Genomic DNA, 21,449 nt, shown 5'->3' on the forward strand with positions numbered 1-21,449 from the left:
GAGGAGGGCGGGAACATGGCAGGGATCGGTTTCAGGCTGGATCGGATAGCGCGGGAGGAGGGGCTGGGCGGCATCGCCCGCGCCACTTTCCAGGGCGCTGTCATCAGCTCCGGTCCGTGGCTGATAACCGCCTGCGCCATATTCCTGCTTCAGGGCTGGACCCGCTCGGTCATGCAACCTGCCGACCATGTGATCGTCCAGACAAGCCTGGTCTATGCCTTTGGCGTGTCGACCGTCGTCACCGCGCCCCTGGCGATGATCGCCACGCGCATGGCATCGGATCGCTTCTACCTCGGCGAGCGGGACGCCATTCCATCGATCCTGATGGTTGCGATGGTGCTGGCCGCCATTGCGGCGCTGATCGCGGGCGATGTGCTGTTCGGTCTCGCTGCTGCCATGCGCCCGGACCAGTTCCTGCTGGCGACGGCCATCCTTGCCCTGTTCGCCCAGATCTGGATCGCCAGCCCCTTCCTCCATGCGACGTCGCGGCATGGGTCGATCTTCCTTGCCTATCTCTCGGGCATTGCCATGGCCGCCATCTGCCTGGCCCTTGTTCGGCCGATGACGCCATCAGCCGTGCTGGCCACTATCGCCGCCGGCCTGGTGGTGACCTTGGCACTGCTGGTCAAGGCGATCAGGGACGATTTTCCGGGCAGCCCCGGCTGGCGGCTCGACTGGATCGGCCGTACGCCCGGCGTGGTGGCGCTGGGGGTGGCGGGCCTCGCCAATGCGCTGGCCATCTGGATCGACAAATGGCTGCTCTGGTGGGCGCCGGGAAGCATCCAGGCAGTCGGCGCGCTCAGGGTCAATCCGATCAACGACCAGGCCAGCTTCCTTGGCCTGTTGACGATGATCCCGGGCCTGACGCTCATCCTGGTGACGACGGAAACGCGGTTCGACCGCGCCTTTGCCGAACTGATGGCGCATTGCACGGGCACGGCCAACTGGCGCCGGATCGAAAAAGCCCGACGGAAGGTGGGCAGCACGATCCGGCTGGATCTGCGCCTGCTGGTGGTCGAACAGGCGATATTGGCCAGTTTCTGCTGGGTCTTCGCGCCGGAGATCGTTCGGCTGCTGGACCTTAATGCGCGGGCCATATTCGGTTTTCGCCTGACCGCGGTGGGGGTGGTCTTTCACCTCGTCGTCATCCAGATGAGCATCATCCTTTCCTATTATGACCTCACCGGCCGGATCGTCGTCGTCTGGGGCAGTTTCCTGATCGCCAGCGCCATCGGAACGTGGCTGTTGCGCGATCTGGGCTTTGCCGGTTTCGGCTTCGGCTATCTGGCGGGGGCCGTCACCGGCGCATCGCTGGCGGTGGCGCTGGTGGCGCAGGCCACCGGCAACCTCACCTATCTCCTATTCGTCGGCAACAATCCGGCGGTGGTCGGCAATGCGAGGTTCTGGCCATGAGCCCGGCCTCTCTTCGCCGCCGCGACCTGTTCGCCCTGTCGCTGATGGTATTCGGCCTGTCGGCGCGAGCGGTCCCCAACACCGACCATGCCGGGGCCTGGGGCGTGGACTATGGCCACGTCACCGATCCGGCTGTTGCCCGCCGGTTCAGGCTGCTCGTGCTCGAACCCGATTTCCCGCGCCCCGTGACCCCGCTGCGGGCCGAGGGGAGCCGCTTGCTCGGTTATATCAGCATGGGTGAAGTCCATGGGGGGCGTCCCTTCGTCCCTGAACTGGAAAGGGCGGGAGCGCTGCGCCAACCCAATCCCAACTGGCCCGATGCACGCCTTGTCGACCTGCGCGATCCCACCTGGACGAAGCTGGTGCTCGACCGGCTGGTGCCGGCAATCCTGGAGAAGGGCTATGATGGCATCTTCATGGACACGCTCGACAATGCGGAGGCGTTGGAACGGCAGGACGCCGACCGGAACAAAGGCATGACCGCCGCCGCCGCCCGGCTGGTGGCGGCCATTCGGGAGCGGTTTCCGGGCATCACCATCATGATGAACCGCGGCTATGCGTTACTGCCCGCGGTTGCGACCCGGATCGACCTGGTGCTGGGGGAGGCCATGGCATCCCGCTGGAACTTCGCGGATGGGCGCTATGAAATGACATCCGCGGACGATTGGGCGTGGCAGGCCGGGCATCTGCTCGCCGCGCGCCAGCTCAACCCGCGCCTGGTCCTCGCCACGCTCGATTATTGGGATCCTCAGGACGAGGCGACCGTCGCCAGCCTCTATGCGCGTGAACGCGCCGCCGGGTTCCAGCCCTATGTATCCACCCTGGCCCTCGACCGGCTCATTCCGGAGCCCCGACCATGAATCTCAGAGCCATCAATATTCAGGCGCTACGCAAGCCGAACATGGTTTTCCTCGGACCGATCCTGGGGGGAGGCGTGCTGCTTGCCGCCACGCTCGTGCTGATGCCCAATCGCTGGCAGATCGCAGACGCCATACGCCGGGGCACATTCTCGCCGCCGCCCGCCGCCATTCCCCTGCCGCCGCCCGGTGTCGCCCAGTTGATGCAGCGCTTTTCCGAAGGCAGGCGGCTGGCATCGCCCGATCTTCAGCGCCTGATGGCGGCATCGTCCGCCACGGGCAGCGCCTCCACGCTTTCGGCGATCGCCGACGCATTGGCAAAGAACGGCGCCCCTGTCGCGACCGACCGGGTCAGCTATGACATCATGGCCGCCGGCCGGCCGGACGTCGCCCTCACCTTTCTGGAAAGCCGCCCGGATCGCGCTGCTCCTGCTCTCTGGCGCCTGCGCTTCGACCTGCATCGCAAGACCGGCGACATGGCGGGTGCCGCCGACCTGTTGCGGTCTGCCGTCATGACGCCCGGAAACGCGCCGCCACAGGATCTCGTGGAGGCGGCCTATGCCCTTGCCACGCCCGAGCTGTTGATCACCGCCGCCGAACATGGGGCGATCCCGCCGCTCAGCCAGGCGCAGTCACTCGATCTGGCATCATGGGCGAACACGGCGCAGCGCTATGACCTGATATCCCGCATCGACCGGGTGGGTACGCCCGGCTGGCGCGCCGACAATCCCTGGCTGGCCATGACATTGGCGCAACGGTCCGGCGATACCGGATCGGCGCTGCGCTACGCAGCCCTGCTGCCGTCCGGCCGCGATGCCGCGCGGGAGAGCATCGTCATGGCGTCGGGCAATCCGCAGGGCATTCGGCAATATCTGCTCGCTCAGGCCTCCGCCAGGGGCGCCGATCGTCCCGCCATCGCCCAGCGGCTGCTGGAAAAGGGTTTCCGCCCCGACGCCATTGCGCTGCTCAGGCAGCAATCGGCCCGGGAAGCGGGTGACGGGGGTGCTTCGGCGCGCATGCTTTATCTGATGGGGCCGCGCCCGACGGGGGAGGATCTGGACTGGTTGCGGTCCCGCGCGTCGGCCGACCCGCGCTGGCTGGCTGCCTATATCGAGCGGGAACAGCCCGCCAAGGCGCTGGCCTTCGTCGAATCCCGCCCGGCGGCGGATAGCAGCGACATGCTCGTGCAGCGCATCGCGCTTGCCAATGCAGCGCGGGATCGTGTGGCGGCGGCGCGGGCGCTGGACGGGTTGCTTGACGGCCGCCCATTGACCGCCAGGCAGCTCAAGGCCGCCGCCACGGCCACCGTTCCGGCGGACAGGGCCGGGCACTATGCGCTTGCCCTGGCCCGCGCCCGGATCGCGGCGGGGCAGGGGGAGCCGTCCGACCGCCTGAGCCTGGCCTGGGATGGCTGGGACAGGGGAAATGCGGAGGAAGCCGTGGGCTATTTACAGGGTTATTTGCGGGATCGACCCGATGACCGGGCCGCGCTGCGCCTGATGGCGGACGCGCAGGCGAAGTTGAAGGGAGATGTCGCCGCCCGGCCCTGGCTGGAACGGCTTCTGGCCATCACGCCGCCATCGATCGATCGGGCAGATCTGCTGAACCGGCTGGGGCGCACGGCCGACGCCATGGCGCTGGTGGAAATGTTGCGTCGGGTATCGCCCGGCAACCGCAGGCTGGACATCATGCTGTCGCGGCTGCTGATTGCCTCCGGTGATCCTGGACGGGCAAGAAAGGTGCTGCGGTCGTGACGCCACTTGTCGCCGCCCTTCTGCTGCCAGCGCCGCCGCTGCCCTTGCTCGTCGCGGCGCTGCCGCCCGATACCGGCGTTTCGGCTTCGGCCGAGGTGCGAACGGTCGACCTGCAATGGAGCGGGGACGTGCATCTGCAACTGGAAAATAATGGCTATGAACTGGTTGTCCGCTTCGATCGGCCGATAGCGGATGAGAGGCTGAAGGATTTCGCCAGCATGGCGGGCGACGACCTCGCCGATCTGCGCTGGAACGACAACAGCCTGTTGTTGCGCGCCGCAGCCGGACGTCGGCTGGAGGCCGTCGCCGAAGCGCGAAAGCTGCGCGTCCGCTTCGTTCCGGAATCGCAGTCCCCAGCCGCGCCCACCGTCGCCAGCCCGTCCCCCTCGCCCGACATGGACGTCGAACTCGCCATAGCCAGGGCGCAGGCCGATGCAGCCGCCGGCTATTCCGATCTGGCGCGGCGGCGGCTTGCGCCGCTGGCGGCCGCGCATCCCGACGACAAGCGGATTCAGCGCCTGCTGGCCGATATGGAAATTGCCGAAGGCGCGCTGGCGCTGGGGGCGGGGCGCTACCGCAATCTGGCGGCGGACGACCCCTTCGCACGGCAGACCCTGGCGGAAGCGGGTGGCAATGTCGCAGCGGCGCTGACGTTGCGCGGGGGCAAGGTCTTCTGGCAGGCGGAGGGCGGTCTCAACGGCATGATACCGCTCGACGCCCAAATCTCCGCCGGGGCAGGTCTGCGCTGGTTCCGCTCGGAAGCCGACACGGTCTATGGACCCACCGGCATTCTCAGCAACCGCACATCCCGCTCCACCATCGGCGACCTGTTTGCCACGATCAACCTCGGGCCTGTCTCGCGGCTGGAACTGCAGGGCAGCGCCCAGCTTGACGAAAAGGTCGCCGGCGCCGGTTTGCGCCTGTTCGCGGGGCCGCCCGAAAGGCAGGGGCGGCTGGTGCTGGCTTATCATCTGCCCGATCTCGCCACGCCTGAACAGTCGACCTTCGGCGGCCACATCAGCCGCGCCGGGCTCGGCGGCACGATCCGCCTGACGCCGGAACTGGTGGTGCAGGCGGACGGCGCCTGGAACGGCTATGGGCTGAGAGGCACCGGTGCGCGGACGCGCAGCTTCACCGCGGCGGGCGGCTTCGACTATCTGCTGCGGCGGGGCAAGCCGTCGCTGGCGTTCAGCTATCGGCTGGACGCCGAATATGTCGATCACACCGGCATAAGGCCGAACGGCCTCGCCTATATTCCGCTGAGCGACCGGGAGAATCACAGCTTCCAACTGGTGTCCGGCATGTCCTGGACCCGGTGGCAGTTGACGGGTGCCGCCGGCTGGACCTTCGACCGGAAGGGCAAGACCAACGGCCCGACCGCCAATATCAGCGCCACAGGGCGGCTCAGTGACGGCTGGCGCCTGCAGGCGAGCGGTGGCGTGAGTTCCATCAGCCGGCCCGGCATTTCGGGACGGCAGCTTTATCTGCGCATTGCGCTGACGCGCTATCTGGGGAGACATTGATGCTGAAGAGGCAGCCCATCCTTTTGCAAGGCGCAGAAATGCTGGTCCTGTTCGCGATATTGATCGCGATCGACCACGGGCTGTCGCATGGTGACGCTTATTCCGGTCTGAACCCCAATCCCTATTGGTTGCCGGTGCTGGTCATGGCGATTGCCTATGGGACGGGTATGGGATTGGTGGCGGGGGCAATCGCTTCGGCGATCTGGCTCTGCCAGGCGAACATCTGGTCCGGATCGGCAGATCATCTGGAGCAGCAACTGCGCCTGTCCATCCAGCCGATGCTCTGGATGGTGGCGGCGCTCATCGTCGGCGAGGTGACGGCCAGCAGACGCAACCGGATCGCCGATCAAAAGCGGCAGCACCAGGCCATGCTGCGCGACCGGGAGAAGCTGGCCAAGGTGATGGCGCGCCTGGCGGACACCAACCGCAGGCTCCAGGTGCGGATCGCAACCGAACAGCGGACGGTTGTCGAGGCGATTGCGGCCGGTCTCGACCTGTCGGGATCCGATTCCGAACATCAGATCGATGCCGTCGCCCGCATGATCGCACTGGTCGCCCGGACCGAGGACTTCACCTTCTACGACGTGCGCGGGAGCCAGGTCGTCGCCCGCTTTTGCGGCAGGGCGACTTCGGGCCAGGCACGCGACCTCAGCAGGTCGATGCTGGCCGAGGCCATGTTCGCAAAACCCAGGGTGTTGCAGAATGACGATCCGGCGGATCAAGCCATTCTGGCACAGGTCGGCGCCATCGCCTTGCCGATCATGGGGGCAAGGGATCAACTGGTCGGGATCATCATCATTCACAATGTGAGCAGGGTCACCGCAGCCTACAGGGCGCAATTGCTGCAGGTCACCGATCTGCTCGGCAAGAGCTGCGCGCTCTTCGGGCGGGAGCCTGCTTTCCATGCCAAATGGCAGATGCCCGAAGAGAAGGTGGCGTGATCGCGCTGCTCGCCCTTGGTTCGATCATCGATCTTCTCCTGCTGGCCCAGGCGCTGTTGGCGGGGGCCACATCCATTTACTGGTTCGCGCCGATGCATATGGCGCTCGCCATCGCCACGCTGCTGATCGTGGTGCGAAGGCTGCACGGAATGAGCGCGTTGCAATCCTTCGCCTTGCCGGTCGGCGCGGCGCTGGGCGCGCCGGGCATGTTGCTGTGCCTGTTGATGGCGCCGCTGGCGGGCAGTTCCAGGCGCAGGAAGCAGATCGTCTACAGCAATATCCGCATCGGCCGCTATCGGATCGGCAATGCCCTTTCGCCGGTCGAGCGGCTGGGACGGATACTCGACGAGCGGGTACGCTATCCCGATTGCGATGAAATCGGATCATTGGCTACGATCCTGCGCCACGGCAGCCTGCAGGCGCGCTACAGAGCGTTGGAAACGGCCGTGACCTCGTTCGAACCGCGGCTTTCCCCGCTGATCGTCATGGCCCTGTCCGATGAGGATCAGACCATCCGCGCCCTGGCTGCGGCCGCCGCGGCGCAGGTCAGCTATAATCTGACCCTGCAGATCAGCGAATTGCAGGCGCGCATCGCGCCGGCGCAGGATCCGGACGACCGCTATGCGCTGGCGATGCTGCTCGCCGACCATGGCTGTTTCAACCAGCTTTTGCCCCAGTCTCAGCGGGCGCGCCTCTGTCAGGATGCCTGCCGGAAGTTGGATGAAATCACCGAACAACTGTCCGCCACGGACATTCGCCGCCGGGCGCTGCGCACGGCGCGGGCCCATGTCCGGCGGACGATGGAACAGGACAGGGAAGCGCAGTCCAGGCCCATTCGCAGCTTCCGGATGGAGCTGTCGCCCTGATGCCCGACCGTGCGGACAGCGATGTATGCCTGATCGTTGAGGGCGCCTATCCTTTCGTCATCGGCGGCGTATCGAACTGGTTGCAGGATCTGGTCCTGTCCATGCCCGACCTGCGATTTTCCCTGGTCGCGATCAAGGCCGGGTCGATGGAACAGCCCTGGCGAATGACGCCGCCGCCCAATGTCGTCGAGGTGATCGAAGTCCCGTTGCTGATCGAACCGTGCCTGCCGCGCCGCTATCCGGCGCCGCAGGTGAAGCGCATCGGCCGGTTGCTGCTCGCCTTCCTGTCGACGGGAGGAAAGGATGACCTGATAAGGCTGCGGCAGGAGATCGGGAAACTGAATCCGCCGCCGGCCGCGGGCGATCTGTTGTCCAATCCGGAGATATTTGACCTCTTCACCCATTATTATGAAAAGGCCTTCCGTTCCGCATCCTTTCATCATTTCTTCTGGGCAATGCGGGTGCTGCTGGGCGGCTTGCTCAAGATGCTGCTGGCGCCATTGCCCCGGGCCAGGGTCTATCACACCATTTCCACCGGCTTTGCGGGCCTCCTGGCGGCGCGTGCCGCCTATGAAACCGGCAAGCCCGCCTTCATCACCGAACATGGCATCTACATGCTGGAGCGCCAGATAGAGATCATGATGGCGGACTGGATCGGCGACCAGATCGAAACCGGACTGACGCTCGACCGGGAAGGGCATGACCTGCGCGATCTGTGGCTGGCGGTGTTCCAGACCTATACGCGCGCCTGCTATGATGCCTGCGATCCGATCATCGCGCTCTATGGCGCCAACAACCAGACGCAGCGGCGGTTGGGCGCCCGGCAAGAGCGATTGAGGGTCATTCCCAACGGTATCGAGGCCGACCGCTTCTGCCATATCGAGCGCATGGGCGATCCGGCGCGCCCCCTGGTGGCGCTGATCGGACGCGTGGTACCGATCAAGGATGTGAAGACCTTCGTCCGGGCGGCCGGCTTCGTCCTGGCGGAAATGCCTGAAGTGCGCTTCGCCATATTGGGCCCGATGGACGAGGATCCCGACTATGCCGCCGATTGCAAGGCGCTCGTCAAGGAACTTGGCATCGGCAATGCGGTACAATTTGCCGGGCGCGTCCAGGTTGCCGAATGGTTGCCGCGCATAGACCTGCTTGTCCTCACCAGCCTGTCGGAAGCCCAGCCGCTGGTCATATTGGAAGGGGGGGCATGTGGCGTGCCGGTGGTCGCACCCGATGTAGGCAGTTGCCGAGAGATGATCGAAGGGCGCTCGCCCGACGTGGATCGGCCCGGCGGCATCGTCACCGAACTGGTCAATCCGGAAGGAACGGCGGCCGCCATCCTCCGCCTGTTGCGCGCGCCGTCGCTGCGCCGCGCCATGGGCGAAGCGCTACGCGATCGCGTGGTCAAGGACTATGACAGGCGCGCCATCATCGCGGAATATCGGCATATCTACAGCATGCTGGGCGCCCAGGCCCGTTTTTCGGAACTGCAATGATCAATGTTCCCGGAAGGAGAGCCACAGCGATTGGGTAAGCGGCTCCAGCGCATATTGCAGGGCGGTCCGGGCACGAAGCGGCACCAGCACCTGGACCGGCATTCCGGCCTTCAGATTGAAATCCTCTCCGCGCCTGCTGCGGATGATGTCGAGTTCCTTCGACGGGACCGTGATTTCCCCGGTGTAGAAGGATTGGCCGGTCTTCTCGTCCTGGAAACTGTCCGCCGACAGCCGGGTGATCCGGCCGTCCATGATCGGCAGGTCGCGCTCATGCAGGCTGTTGAAGCGTATCTGGGCGTCCTGGCCCACCTTCAGGTCGTCAATATCTTCCGGCGAAATGCGAGCCTCTATGACCAGGCCCGCATGGTCGGGTACGATGTCCATCAGCTTCTGGCCCGGTGCGATCACGCCGCCCACGGTGAAAACGCTCAGACCGACGACGATGCCGGTCGCGGGCGCGCGGATCGCCAGCCGCGCCAGTTGATCCTTGGCCGCGCGAAATTTGGGGGCGATCTCGTTCAGCGAAAATTCGACGTCGCGCAGTTCGGACGCGGCCCGCTCCCTATAGGCCTTTTCCGCTTCCAGAGCCTTCAGGCGGTTTTCGCCGGCCTCCGCGCCAGACCGAGCAATGCTGGCCGAATATTGCCCCTCTTGCCCATGAAGGTCGGCGCGCGCGCGTTCCAGTGCCCGGATACGGGATTTGGAAACAAAACCCTTCTCCGCCACGTCGCGCAGGCTGTCCAGTTCCTCGCCGATCAGCCGGGCCTGCTCCGCCGATGCTGCCAGTTGCGACCTGTATCCGCGCGCTGTTTCCTGCACCTGGCCGGCCTGTTCGTGCAGGACGCCGGTCTGCGCCGTCAGCACGGAGGCGCGGCTGTCGAACTGGGTCGTCTGAAGCTTGATCGCCTCCTGCGCATCCTCCTTTTCCTGTCCCTGAAGCGTCGCGAATTCGGCGGGCCATTCGACATGACCGGCACCAAGCTGCTCGGCCATCAGCCGCGCGCGCTGTGCCTGGAATCCGATATATTGCGCGCTGTACATGCGCGCCTGCGCCCGCACATCCGCGGCCGCCAGTTCCATCAGCGGCTGGCCCTGACGGACATGCTGCCCTTCCTTGACGAAGATGGCGCCGATCACGCCGCCGTCGCGATGCTGGACGGACTGGCGCTGACCCTCCACGGTCAGCCGTCCCTGCGCATAGGCGGCGGCGTCCAGCCGGGCAAAGGCGGCCCAGCCCAGGAAGACGACGAAAAACAGGAACGCGATGATGATGCCGGTCCGCATGTCCCGGTCGGGCCGGTCGTCGATCACCGGCGTCTCATGGCTGGCTGGATAGGTCAGGCGGATGGCGCCGCTGGCGTCGCTGAGTTCGATGTCCCCCATGGTGCCTATCCCTCCGCCCTCTGTGCCTCGGGTTTTTCTTCCGATTGGATGGCCTTCAGCCGTCCCAGCACCTCATCGCGCGGGCCGAAAGTCTCCAGCCTTCCGTCGCGCATCACCATGATCTTGTCGACGACTCCCAATATCCCCATCCGGTGGGCGACGATGATGACGGAGGCCTTTTTCTTCTTGAGGTCGTCCAGCGTGGCGACCAACCGCACCTCTCCCTCGGCATCGAGATGCGCATTGGGTTCGTCCAGGAAGACCAGGGGCGGCTTGCCATAAAGCGCGCGCGCCAATCCCACGCGCTGGGCCTGGCCGGCCGAAAGTCCGCGTCCTCCCCAGCCCAGCGTCCGATTATATCCGCCCGGCATTTGCAGGATCAGGTCGTGCGCACCGCTCAATCGGGCCGCCTCGATCACCGCATTGTCGATGGCTTCGCCATCGTCGGACAGGAAATTCCGGAATCGAGCGATATTCTCCTTGATCGTGCCGGCGAACAGTGCGGTGTCCTGCGGCAGATAGCCGATGAAGGCCGCCAGCCTTTCCGTATCCCAATCCTGCACATTCGCGCCGTCATAGCGGATCGATCCGCGCAGGGGCCGCGCCGCGCCGGACAGCATGCGCAGCAGCGTCGATTTGCCCGCGCCACTGGGACCGACAATGGCAACGACTTCGCCCGGTTCGACGGCAAAGCTGATATCGGCCAACAGGGGGTGTTCCTGGCCGGGAATGAAATGGGTGAGATGTTCGACCGCGATATGGCCGCTGGGCGGCGGGAGCTGGGTCAGGGCGATATCTGCTTCCCGCGTCGCCAGCAGGTCATTGAGCGTCGCATAGCTCGCCCGCGCATGGACGACGCTACGCCAGGCGCCGAGCAACTGGTCGATGGGGGAGAGGGCGCGTCCGACAAGGAAGGACGAGGCAAAGATGGCACCTGCCGAAATCTGGTTGTTGATCGCCAGCCAGGCGCCGAGGCCCAGCGCCAGCGACTGCAGGATCAGGCGGATGAACTTGCTGATCGCAACATAATGGCCACCTGCGAAACTGGCGCTCGCCTGAAGGTCGAGCATCGTCTGCCGTTCCAGCAGATGGCGCCGCACCAGCGCATTCCGCATGCCGAGCGCCCGAATCACCTCCGCGCCCGCAAGCGTCTGTTCCTGGCTGACATAGGCCTTATTGGCGGCTTCGTTCGCTTGCTTCAAGGGCGCGTTGGTGCCCTTTTCATTACGTCGCGCGATGAACAGCAAGGCGGCGCCGCCCACCACGGCCAGAGCGGCAATGGCAGGGTGGATCAGGAAGCAGACGAGGACATAGACCGGGCTCCAGGGAAAATCGAAGATCGACAGGATGGTCGGGCCGGTCAGCGCCTGCCTCAGCGTGTCGAATTCCCGCAGGACCTGCTTGTTCATCGTCTCGCCGGTCGATCCGCGCGCCCTCAGCGTCGTGTCGAGCAGCAGGCCCGCCAATTGCCGGTCCAGCCGGATGCTCGCCCGTACCAACAGGCGCGACCGGACCAGTTCCAGCAGCGACAGGGTGCCGATGACCACCGCGATGATGATTGTCAGGAAAAGCAGCGTCAGCCTGCCCTGTCCTGCCACGACACGGTCATAGACCTGCAACATGTACAGAACAGGCCCGATGTAGAGCAGGTTCATCAAGGCGCTGAAGATCAGCGAAGACAGGAAATGTCGCCTGCACGAAGATAGTGCGGCTTTCATGGGGGCTGCCGGTTCATGCAGATCAAGCAACATACCGCCCCCGTTTCTCGAAAGCTGACGCTAAATCATGCGACCTATATCTTGTGCCTGGACCATAATATTCCGGCAAGTTTCGGTAAATATATCAATCAGCATAGTCGACGGCTTGTGCCGCGCTGGAACAGATGTTCAGCGGGCCGCCGTCAATCGGTACTGGCGAAAATCATTCCCACTCGATCGTACCCGGAGGCTTCGAGGTGTAGTCGTAGACCACCCGGTTGATGCCCTTCACCTCATTGATGATCCGCGTCGCCACCCGGCTGAGGAAGGCGGCGTCGAAGGGATAGATGTCCGCCGTCATGCCGTCGGTGGAGGTCACCGCCCGCAGCGCGCAGACGCTGTCATAGGTACGGTGGTCGCCCATCACGCCCACGGTGCGGACCGGCAGCAGCACTGCAAAGGCCTGCCAGATCGCGTCGTACAGCCCGGCATTGCGGATTTCTTCCAGATAGATGGCGTCGGCCTTGCGCAGGATATCGCAGCGTTCCTTCGACACTTCGCCCGGAATGCGGATGGCAAGGCCGGGGCCGGGGAAGGGATGCCGCCCGACGAAAATCTCCGGCAGGCCGAGTTCGCGGCCAAGCGCGCGCACTTCGTCCTTGAACAGCTCGCGCAGCGGCTCGACCAGCTTCATGTTCATGCGCTCGGGCAGGCCGCCCACATTATGGTGCGACTTGATCGTCACCGAAGGCCCACCGGTGAAGCTCACCGATTCGATCACGTCGGGATAGAGCGTCCCCTGCGCCAGGAAGTCCGCGCCGCCGATCTTCTTCGCTTCTTCCTCGAACAGGGCGATGAACTCGCCGCCGATGAACTTCCGCTTCTTCTCCGGATCGGTCAGGCCCGCCAGCCCGCCCAGGAAGCGCTCCTCTGCATTCGCATGGACCAGCTTGATGCCGTAATGCTCGCGGAACAGGCTCACCACCTGCTCCGCCTCGCCCAGGCGCATCAGCCCATGGTCGACGAACACGCAGGTCAGCTGATCGCCGATCGCCTCATGGATCAGCACGGCGGCAACGGCGCTGTCGACCCCGCCCGACAGACCACAGATCACCCGGCCTTCGCCCACCTGCGCGCGGATGTCGGCAATCTTGGTCGCGCGGAACTCCGCCATGGTCCAGTCGCCGGCAAGGCCGCAGACATGGCGCACGAAATTGGCAAGCAGCTTCGCACCGTCCGGGGTGTGCACGACCTCCGGGTGGAATTGCGTCGCGTAGAAGCGCTTTTCCTCATTGGCCGTGATGGCGTAGGGTGCGCCTTCGCTGACCGCGACCACTTCGAAACCCGGCGCCAGGCTCGTCACCTTGTCACCGTGGCTCATCCACACCTGGTGGCGCTCGCCCTCCGTCCAGAGGCCGTCGAACAGCGCGCAGCCCTTTTTCACCTCGATGAAGGCCCGGCCGAATTCGCCGCTCTCACCGCCTTCGACATTGCCGCCCAGCTGCTGCATCATCGTCTGCTGGCCATAGCAGATGCCCAGGATCGGAATGCCCGCCTCGAAGAAATGCTGCGGCGCGCGGGGGCTGTCCTCCCACATCACCGAAGACGGGCCGCCGGAAAGGATGATACCCTTCGGCTTCAACCGGTCGAATGCTTCGGCGGCGCTGTTGAACGGGGCGATCTCGGAATAGACGCCGGCCTCGCGCACGCGGCGGGCGATCAGCTGCGTCACCTGGCTGCCGAAATCCACGATGAGGATGGAATCCTGAAGGGGCAGCGTCATCGAATCGCCTTTATTTGACCAGAGGAAGGGATTCGCGCCCGGTTAGTGCGCTTGCGCCCCCTTGTCCAGCGAAGCCGCGTCGTCGCGCCGCCCCGCCGCCCATCCCAGCGCGGCCCCGCTCGCCAGCACCGCCGCAGCGATCAGGAAAGCGCTGCCGATGAAGGGCAGCAGCGGCTTCGGGCCCACCGACAGGGAATAGAGGGTGCCGAAGAACAGCGGCGACACTATGCCTGCGATGGAACCCACGCTGTTGTTCGCCCCCTGCAACTGGCCTTGTTCGGATTCCGACACGCGCTGCGTCATCAGCGACTGGATCGTCGGCATGGCGAGCCCCCAGAGCGCGTTGGGGAACATCGCCGCGACGAACAGCCAGCCGGTCGGCGCCAGTCCCATCGCCGACAGGCCGATCGCGCCGAAGGCAAGCCCGATCACCATGGTCGTGCGGTCGCCCAGCCGCTTCACCACCGGCCCGACCAGCAAAGCCTGCACGCCCATGTCCAGAATGCCGGCCAGCGCAAGCAGCGCGCCGACCTGCCACGCCCCCCAGCCATAGCGGTCGCCCGCATAGAGCACGAACACGGCGGAGAAGAGGTGATGCGCGAAAAAGAGCAGGAAATTGACGATCGCCAGGCTGGAGAGTTCCGGATGCGACCGCAGCAGTCGCAGGGCGCCGAAGGGATTGGCCCGTTTCCAGGAAAAATCCATCCGCTTGTCGCGGGGCAGGGACTCCGGCAACACGAACAGCCCGTAGAAGAAGGCAAGGGCGGACAGGCCGGCCGCCGCCCAGAAGGGGGCCCGCAGCGAAACCTCTCCCAGCGCGCCGCCCAGCAGCGGCCCCGCCACGAAACCGCCGCTGAACGCCGCGCCGATCAGCCCATAGCCCCGCGCCCTCCCTTCGGGCGGGGTGATATCGGCCATATAGGCGAAGGTGGAGGTGAAGCTGGACGAGGTCACGCCCCCCAATAGCCGCCCCGCCGCGAGCCACCAGAGATTGGGCGCGACCGCCATCAGCAGGAAATCGAGCGCCAGTCCCGCGACCGAGATCAGGATGACCGGCCGCCGCCCGAACCGATCGGACAGCGAGCCGATGACCGGCGAACAGAGAAACTGCATCCCGGCCCACAAGGCCACGAACAGCCCGTTCCACATCCCCGCCGACCTGCTGGACCCCGAAAGCGTCTCGATCAGTTGCGGCAGTACCGGGATGATGATCCCCATCGACATCACGTCGAGCAGCGCCGTCACCAATATGAAGGCGATCGCAGCCTTGCGGCGGTGGGTTGGGCGGGGGGGCATGATAGACTCCTGGTGCCGTTCCGCTTCTGGTCGTAACGGATCAAATGCCATAGAAAGTTGTTTTTGGCGTGTTTTTCGATCCGGCGGATGATTCCTTCTGCTTGCAACACGCTCTACAGCGATTTCCAAGCGATCGCTGGCTAAGAAATCGCGGAAGGCAGAAATCCCGGGCCCCGTTTCGATCTCGCTGGACCGAACCCGCCCTGGGCGCCGCGCCCGTCATGCCAGGTCGACCGGACCCAAATGACCGCTCCACCACAGCAGCAGTCCGGAAAATGCAACGGCGATCCACAGTGCGTGGAGGCCCATCATCGCGAAAAGCCCGCCCCCGGTCATAGCGCCGGCCACCAGCCCCAGCCACAGCATTAGATAGGGCAGCCAAGTCCATCGCGGCCCACCGCTCAGCGCCACCGCCAGTTGCTGTCCCAGCTTCACCAGCGCGCCGGTCATATAGGTGACGCCGATGCTGACCTCCCCGTCGCGCTGGAAGACATTGTTCACCGCGCCCATCGCCGCCGCCATCAGCAGCGTCAGCCCCGTGCCCGGCCTCTCGGGCAGGGCGAGCAGCGCGGCGCAGAGCAGCAGTGCGGTCGCCAGGCCCAGCACCGCCTGTTTGCGCCAGCGCCCCGCTCGCCGCGCGACCAGCGCGCCCGCCAGCACGCCGCCGACAAAGGCCCCGATCAATCCGGCCGCCATCCCCGAGACCGCCGCGCCGGCGGCCAGCCCCACGCCGAGCCGGGTGGAATTGCCGCTCATGAAGGAGACGAACAGCCCACCGAGCTTCAGGAAACCCAATGCGTCGATGAACCCCGCCTGCGCCGCAAGCGCGATGGCCAGCATGTGGCGGGAAGCATCATATCCACGCATGGTCCGGGCTCGTTCGATCAGGGCCGGGGTGGCGCCACGCGCTCGCCGTCCACGGGTTCGACGACGATCGGGGCGAAGGACGCCGAAGCGGGCTCCACCGCGCCCTTCACCAGCGAATCAAGGCTGGAGCCATCCAGCCCCAATTCCTTCATCAGGCCGTCGATCACCGGTGCCTGCGCCCGGTAACGCAGGGCAGCGGAAACCGCGGCATTGGCCAGGTTCTGTTCGCCGCCGGCGATCACCGTCGCGCCGTCCCCATGTGAGCCGGTAATCCCGTCGACCTGCACGATCCTGATCGAATCGATCGCCTCCATCGGCTTGGCCGCCTCCCGCACCAGATCGGGCAGCACCTTGAGCAGGGCCATCTTCGTCTGCAGCGACATCTGGTCCGACGACAATATATTCGCGGCCTCATTGACCGCGCGCTGACCCGCCGCCTCGACCTCGAAACGGACCCGGTCCGCCTCGGCGCGCAGCTTGGCGGCTTCCGCCTCGCCCTCGGCCGCCAGGCGCAGCGCCTCGGCACGGTCGGCCGCGGCCTGCTTCTCCGCTTCCGCCTCGACCCGCACCTGGATGGCGGCGCGCTCGGCTTCCCGCGCCGCGTCGATCAACTCGATGCGCTTGGTGCGTTCGGCAATCTCGGTCTGGCGCGAGGTCTGGACCTGCTCCTCGGCGGCGACCGCCTTGGCGCGGGCTTCGTCGGCCTGCGCCTTGGCTTGGCTCTCCTCGCGGCTCTTGTTCTGCACGGCGATCTGCTGCTCCTGCCGGGCGAGCTCCAGCGCCTGTTCCTGCGCGATGCGGGCCTGCTGCACGGCGCGGTCGGCCTCGATCTGCTGGCTGTCGACCAGCTTCTTCGCCTCGATGCGCGCCTGGTCCGCCTCCTGTTGGCGCAGCGACTGTTCGCGGGCCACCTCCGCCGCCTGCACGGCGCGGCGCATCTCGACCTCGCGTTCCTGCTCCAGCCGGGCGAATTCGGTGTCGCGAGAAATCAGCAGCGACTGGCGTTCCGCTTCCAGATTCTTGGTCTCGATCTGGACGCGGGTTTCCTGCTCGATGTCGTTGCGCGACTTCTTGCGCAGTTCGATCTGCTCGGTCAGCTTGGTCAGGCCCTCTGCGTCGAACGCATTATTGGCGTTGAAATGCTCGATCGAGGTCTGGTCCAGACCCGTGAGGGACACGCTCTCCAGCTCCAGCCCGTTCATGGCGAGATCGACGGACGACACCTGCTGCACCTTCTGCACGAACTCGCTGCGCTGCTCATGCAACTGGTTCATCGTCATCCCCGCGGCGACGGAACGCAACGCGTCGACGAACTTGCCCTCGACCAGTTCCTTCAACGCCTCCGGATTCATCGTCCGCGCGCCCAGCGTCTGCGCTGCGGTGGCAATGGACTGCGCATCGGGCTTCACCCGGACATAGAATTCCGCCTTCACGTCGATGCGCAGGCGGTCCAGCGTGATCAGCGCGTCGCTGTTCTTGCGTTCCACCGCCAGCCGCACCGTGTTCATGTTGACCGGCATCGTCTCATGAAAGATCGGCAGCACCAGCGCACCGCCGTTCATCACCACCTTCTCTCCGCCAAAGCCGGTTCGCACGAAGCCGATTTCCTTCGACGCCCGCTTGTAGAGCCGCGCCAGTACGACGCCGAGCACGATCAGGAGGAGAAGCCCCGTCCCGGAGATGATCAGGTAGGGCATGAGCGAAAAGCTCTCCTGCACGGCGGGCAAATTCATGGAATACTCCTAAAGGCGGGGCAGATAATGGTCGCCATGCGATATGGCGCGGAAGACATGGTCCTCCCGGCGGACCAGCAGGATGGTTTCGCCCTCTTCCAGCGTCTGGCCGGCATTGTCGGGTTCGACCATGACATAATGCGCCTGGCCATAGGCATCCTCGACCCGGGCGCGGGCGGGGGAGCCGCTGCGCGCCACGCCGGTGACGATGCGGGCAAAGCTGCCGGTCAGCGCGTCCAGCGGAACGGCGCTGCTCTGGTCGCGGGGAAGCAAGGGGGGGAGCCACCGCGCGGCAAAGCCGGTCAAGGGCAGGCTGGCGAGGAAGGCGGCGGGCGCGGCGATCAGCGGCGACAGCATGGCGCCGGCGAAGTCAAGCAGCAGATGCTGTCCGATCAGCCCGATCATGCCGAACAGCGCCAGGAAGATCGCGAGCAGCATCAACAGCGGCAGACGGCCCAGCCCCAGCCAGCCCAGCCCCAGCCAGCCCAGCAGATCCGCGTCGCCGTGAATGTCGAGATCGAAATCGCCCGCGATGCCGATGGCCTGCACCGCCCCTATGAGCAGCATGAGCACGATCGCCGAGACGAAAACGATATTCTCGGTCGCGAAAAGAAACGCGGCCACCCCTGTCTCCCCTGATTCGCGTCAATGCTAATATATTGACGAAAAAGGGGATAGGGCAAAGCGTGGCGGCGCTGCGGCGAACCGAGCGCGCTTAGCGGGCGGCGCGATCCCGTCCGAAATAGAGGTCCGCGATCCGGCCATTCTGCACCGAGCAGGTGAAGTGGCGCGGCCGGCCGTCCTGCGCCCGCCAGCCGGATCGGACCTCGACATCGCCCTCCACATCATAGCCGTTGCGCGTCTCGCGGGGCTCCTGCACCTGCCGTACCTCGGCAAAGCCGCCGTCCCGTTCGGCCTCGTCGCGGGCGGCGAGGGCGCAATAGGTGATCGCATCCTCCCCTTCCTGGTCGGAGGGGCGCGCCTCGGCCAGATCGTCCTGCCTGCCGTCGCGGCCGGGGGATGCGGCGTCGGCATGATCCTGATCCGCCGCCACGACGTCGGAAAAATCATCGTCGGCACGCGCCTGGCCGGGGCGATCATCCGGGGCGGCGTCATCGGCCGGCGGCTGCGCTTCGTCCGACAGCCCGTCCTGTTCCTGCGGCGCGCTTTGCCCCGGTCGATAGGGCTGCGCCGATGCGATGCCGCCCGTCAGCAGGCCCAGCGCGATCAGCGACCCTGTCATCCACCTCATCTTGTTCATGGCCCTCGTCCCTCAACGCAAATCTTGCCGATGGCTAGAGCGGGTTTCGATCCGATTGAATCAGATAGCCGCTCCGAATTCCTTGTTTGCCGCGATTTCTTAATCAGCGATCGGTTCCGATCGCTTGGAAATCGCTCTAGGCGGTTGTGGCTGTCGGGGGCCTGAACGCCGGGTGTGTCGCCATGGCTAAGCGCCGGCCCGGTCCACCGGACCGCCAGGCGCCGCGTCGGACGGTTGCGGCTATTGCGGCTGTGCGCTCAGTTTCAGCCCCGTGTAATAGGCGGCAAAGGCATAGCTGTCGGCATATTCGTCGATCAACTTGTCCACAGGCTTGCCAGCGCCGTGCCCCGCCCTGGTGTCGATCCGGATGAGGCGGGGCTTCGGCCCCAGCTCCGCCGCCTGCAGCGCCGCGGCATATTTGAAGCTGTGCGCCGGCACCACCCGGTCGTCGGTATCGCCCGTGGTGACGAGGATCGCCGGATAGTCCTTGCCGCTTATGATGTTGTGATAGGGCGAATAGGCGTAAAGCAGGTGGAAATCCTCTTCCCGGTCCGGCGATCCATAATCGTCGATCCAGTAGCGGCCCGCGGTGAAGCGGTCGAAGCGCAGCATGTCCATCACGCCCACCGCGGGCAGTGCCGCGGCGAACAGGTCGGGCCGCTGGTTCACCACCGCGCCGACCAGCAACCCGCCATTGGACCGCCCCTCGATGGCGAGGCCGTCCTTCGTGGTATAACCATTGGCCTTCAGATATTCGCCTGCCGCGATGAAGTCGTCGAACACATTCTGCTTGTTGGCCAGCCGGCCCGCATCATGCCATGCCTTGCCGAACTCGCCGCCGCCGCGCAGATTGGCGATGGCATAGACGCCGCCCTGCTCCAGCCACGCCATGCGCGTCGCCGAATAACCAGGCGTCAGCGCGATGTTGAAGCCGCCATAGCCGTACAGGATCGTCGGCGCGGGCGTTCTGGAAAGGGCCAGCACCTTCTTGCGGATGACCGTCATCGGGATCATCGTGCCGTCCTTCGACGGATAGCTGATCTGTTCAATGCCGTAGTCGTCGGGATTGAAGGGCAGTTCCGGCCGGGCGAACAGCTCGTAGCGCAGCGTCGCCGTGTCGAAGCGGTAGATGCTCGATGGCGTGGCAAAGCCCGAGAAGCTGAAGAAGGTTTCCGGGTCGCCGTCGCGCCCGCCGAAGCCCGCCGCTGTGCCCGTGCCCGGCAGCGGCACGTCGCTGACCTTCCGCCCGCTGAGGTCGACCAGTTCCGCCACGCTTTCCGCATCGGACAGATAGGCGAGGATCAGCCGGTCCCCCACCAGCGACCCGCCCGCCAGCGTATCCATGCGTTCGGCCACCACCTGTGTGCTGCTGCGCCGGGGGAAGCGAGCGTCGATCGAAACCACGCGCAAATGCGGCGCATATTGGTCGGTGATGAAGTAGAGCGTCGACCCCCGGCTGCCGATCAGTCGCCAGTCATTGGTGATGCCCTTCACCAGCGGGCGTATCTTCACCCTGCCGCCCGTCAGTTCGGCCAGATGCAGCTCCCGGCGCGGGTCCGTGCCCTGGAAGCTGCTGATGACCAGCCAGCGCCCGTCCTGCGTCACTTGCGCCGTATGGCTGAGGCGCGGTTGATCGGGCGTGGCGTAGATCAGCTGGTCCTGCGCCTGTGCCGTGCCGAGCCGGTGATAATAGAGCTGTTGCCCCACCGTTGCGGATTGCGACCCGGCGCCATCCCGCGGCGCGTCGAAGCGCGAATAGAAAAAACCCTGCCCTTGCCCGTCCCAGGCAAGCTGGGAAAATTTCACCCATTGCACGACATCGTCGAGCGGCCGGGCCGAGGCGACGTCCAGAACCTTCAGCGTGCGCCAGTCGCTGCCCGCCTCCTGCACGGCATAGAGCAGGAAGCGGCCGTCGGGCGAGGGCGCCCATTCCGCCAGCGCGTCCGACCCGTCCTCCGCCCAGGCATTGGGATCGATCAGCAATCGCTGCGCGCTGTTCAGTCCGTCGCGCACATAGAGCGGCGTCTGGTTCTGGAGCCCCTTGTTATAGCCGTAGAAGTAGCGCCCCCCCGCCTTGCGCGGGATCATGTAGCGGCCATGGGCGAACAGCGCCTGCATTCGTTTCTTGAGGATCTCGCGCCCCGGCAAGCCGTCAATGTAACGGCGGGTGAGGCGGTTTTCCTGTCCCACCCAGTCGCGGACGGCAGGATCGTCGCGCGGCTCCTTTTCCAGCCAGCGATAGGGATCGCTCACCTTGACCCCGAAATGATCCTCGATCAGGTCAATCCGCCTCGCCTCGGGGTAGCGCAGGCCATGGCCGTGCAGATCGCCGTCATTGCCGCGCGGACGATATGCCGTCTCCGGAAGCTTGCTTCCCGAACCGCTCGCAGCGGCCAGGTTGCGCGCTATGTTTGCTTGGTCTCCGGGCGCAATCGGACCTGCGCCCGGCTCTGCTCCGGCGGGGAGGGCAAGCAGCAGCAGCGACGCCAGAGCCAGGCAGCCAAGGGCGCGCATCCTCTCCAACTTCCATCCCCATGAAAACAAACGAAACAGGCCGTGGCTCTTATCAAGCCACGGCCTGTTCC

16 protein-coding genes are annotated in these 21,449 nt (G+C 65.5%); 7 read left to right on the top strand and 9 right to left on the bottom strand.

What is annotated here, in order from left to right; genetic code table 11:
* Window positions 1-15: 15 nt before the first annotated feature.
* The 7 genes from pelG to pelF are packed head-to-tail and all read left to right on the top strand — an operon-like array spanning window position 16 to window position 8,844.
* Window positions 16-1,413 (top strand): exopolysaccharide Pel transporter PelG, encoded by a 1,398-nt coding sequence (gene pelG / locus ACN9MX_RS12730; RefSeq protein WP_363830581.1) that lies wholly within the window; start codon window positions 16-18, stop codon window positions 1,411-1,413.
* Window positions 1,410-2,273, top strand: coding sequence for an endo alpha-1,4 polygalactosaminidase (locus tag ACN9MX_RS12735; protein WP_363830583.1), 864 nt, complete (start codon window positions 1,410-1,412; stop codon window positions 2,271-2,273). Before pelG ends, ACN9MX_RS12735 begins: the two co-directional genes overlap by 4 nt.
* Window positions 2,270-4,024 carry a tetratricopeptide repeat protein gene (locus ACN9MX_RS12740; RefSeq protein WP_363830585.1) on the top strand — a complete coding sequence of 585 codons (1,755 nt, stop codon included), beginning with the start codon at window positions 2,270-2,272 and terminating at the stop codon, window positions 4,022-4,024. The genes ACN9MX_RS12735 and ACN9MX_RS12740 overlap by 4 nt, the downstream gene beginning before the upstream one ends.
* Entirely contained in the window at window positions 4,021-5,547 is a 1,527-nt protein-coding gene (locus ACN9MX_RS12745; protein WP_363830587.1) for a hypothetical protein, read from the top strand. The genes ACN9MX_RS12740 and ACN9MX_RS12745 overlap by 4 nt, the downstream gene beginning before the upstream one ends.
* Window positions 5,547-6,488, top strand: a complete 942-nt coding sequence (locus tag ACN9MX_RS12750; RefSeq protein WP_363830589.1) for a hypothetical protein — start codon at window positions 5,547-5,549, stop codon at window positions 6,486-6,488. Before ACN9MX_RS12745 ends, ACN9MX_RS12750 begins: the two co-directional genes overlap by 1 nt.
* The gene (locus ACN9MX_RS12755) at window positions 6,485-7,354 is read left to right on the top strand and encodes a hypothetical protein (RefSeq protein WP_363738415.1); all 870 of its coding nucleotides are present in this window, start codon (window positions 6,485-6,487) and stop codon (window positions 7,352-7,354) included. Before ACN9MX_RS12750 ends, ACN9MX_RS12755 begins: the two co-directional genes overlap by 4 nt.
* Entirely contained in the window at window positions 7,354-8,844 is a 1,491-nt protein-coding gene (gene pelF / locus ACN9MX_RS12760; protein WP_363738417.1) for a GT4 family glycosyltransferase PelF, read from the top strand. Before ACN9MX_RS12755 ends, pelF begins: the two co-directional genes overlap by 1 nt.
* On the opposite strand, the gene ACN9MX_RS12765 is transcribed toward pelF, so the two are convergent.
* From ACN9MX_RS12765 to ACN9MX_RS12805, 9 genes are all read right to left on the bottom strand, one after another.
* Window positions 8,845-10,227, bottom strand: coding sequence for an HlyD family type I secretion periplasmic adaptor subunit (locus tag ACN9MX_RS12765; protein ID WP_363738419.1), 1,383 nt, complete (start codon window positions 10,225-10,227; stop codon window positions 8,845-8,847).
* Window positions 10,228-10,232: 5 nt separating this feature from the next.
* Window positions 10,233-11,945 carry a type I secretion system permease/ATPase gene (locus tag ACN9MX_RS12770; protein WP_363830590.1) on the bottom strand — a complete coding sequence of 571 codons (1,713 nt, stop codon included), beginning with the start codon at window positions 11,943-11,945 and terminating at the stop codon, window positions 10,233-10,235.
* 202 nt (window positions 11,946-12,147) lie between these two features.
* Window positions 12,148-13,707: a glutamine-hydrolyzing GMP synthase gene (gene guaA, locus ACN9MX_RS12775; RefSeq protein WP_133652629.1), complete on the bottom strand. Its 1,560-nt coding sequence runs from the start codon at window positions 13,705-13,707 to the stop codon at window positions 12,148-12,150.
* A gap of 42 nt (window positions 13,708-13,749) precedes the next feature.
* Window positions 13,750-15,003: a TCR/Tet family MFS transporter gene (locus ACN9MX_RS12780; protein ID WP_363738554.1), complete on the bottom strand. Its 1,254-nt coding sequence runs from the start codon at window positions 15,001-15,003 to the stop codon at window positions 13,750-13,752.
* 219 nt (window positions 15,004-15,222) lie between these two features.
* Window positions 15,223-15,870: a YoaK family protein gene (locus tag ACN9MX_RS12785; protein WP_363830592.1), complete on the bottom strand. Its 648-nt coding sequence runs from the start codon at window positions 15,868-15,870 to the stop codon at window positions 15,223-15,225.
* A 17-nt stretch (window positions 15,871-15,887) separates the two neighbouring features.
* Window positions 15,888-17,603, bottom strand: a complete 1,716-nt coding sequence (locus ACN9MX_RS12790) for a flotillin family protein (RefSeq protein ID WP_363830594.1) — start codon at window positions 17,601-17,603, stop codon at window positions 15,888-15,890.
* A gap of 9 nt (window positions 17,604-17,612) precedes the next feature.
* Window positions 17,613-18,227 (bottom strand): OB-fold-containig protein, encoded by a 615-nt coding sequence (locus ACN9MX_RS12795; RefSeq protein WP_363830596.1) that lies wholly within the window; start codon window positions 18,225-18,227, stop codon window positions 17,613-17,615.
* Between the two features lie 91 nt (window positions 18,228-18,318).
* Window positions 18,319-18,864, bottom strand: a complete 546-nt coding sequence (locus tag ACN9MX_RS12800; protein ID WP_363755450.1) for a hypothetical protein — start codon at window positions 18,862-18,864, stop codon at window positions 18,319-18,321.
* Between the two features lie 240 nt (window positions 18,865-19,104).
* Window positions 19,105-21,378: a prolyl oligopeptidase family serine peptidase gene (locus tag ACN9MX_RS12805; RefSeq protein ID WP_363830598.1), complete on the bottom strand. Its 2,274-nt coding sequence runs from the start codon at window positions 21,376-21,378 to the stop codon at window positions 19,105-19,107.
* Window positions 21,379-21,449: the final 71 nt, after the last annotated feature.

Origin of the sequence: Sphingobium sp. R-21, from assembly GCF_049913335.1 — a bacterium.
GTDB lineage: Bacteria > Pseudomonadota > Alphaproteobacteria > Sphingomonadales > Sphingomonadaceae > Sphingobium.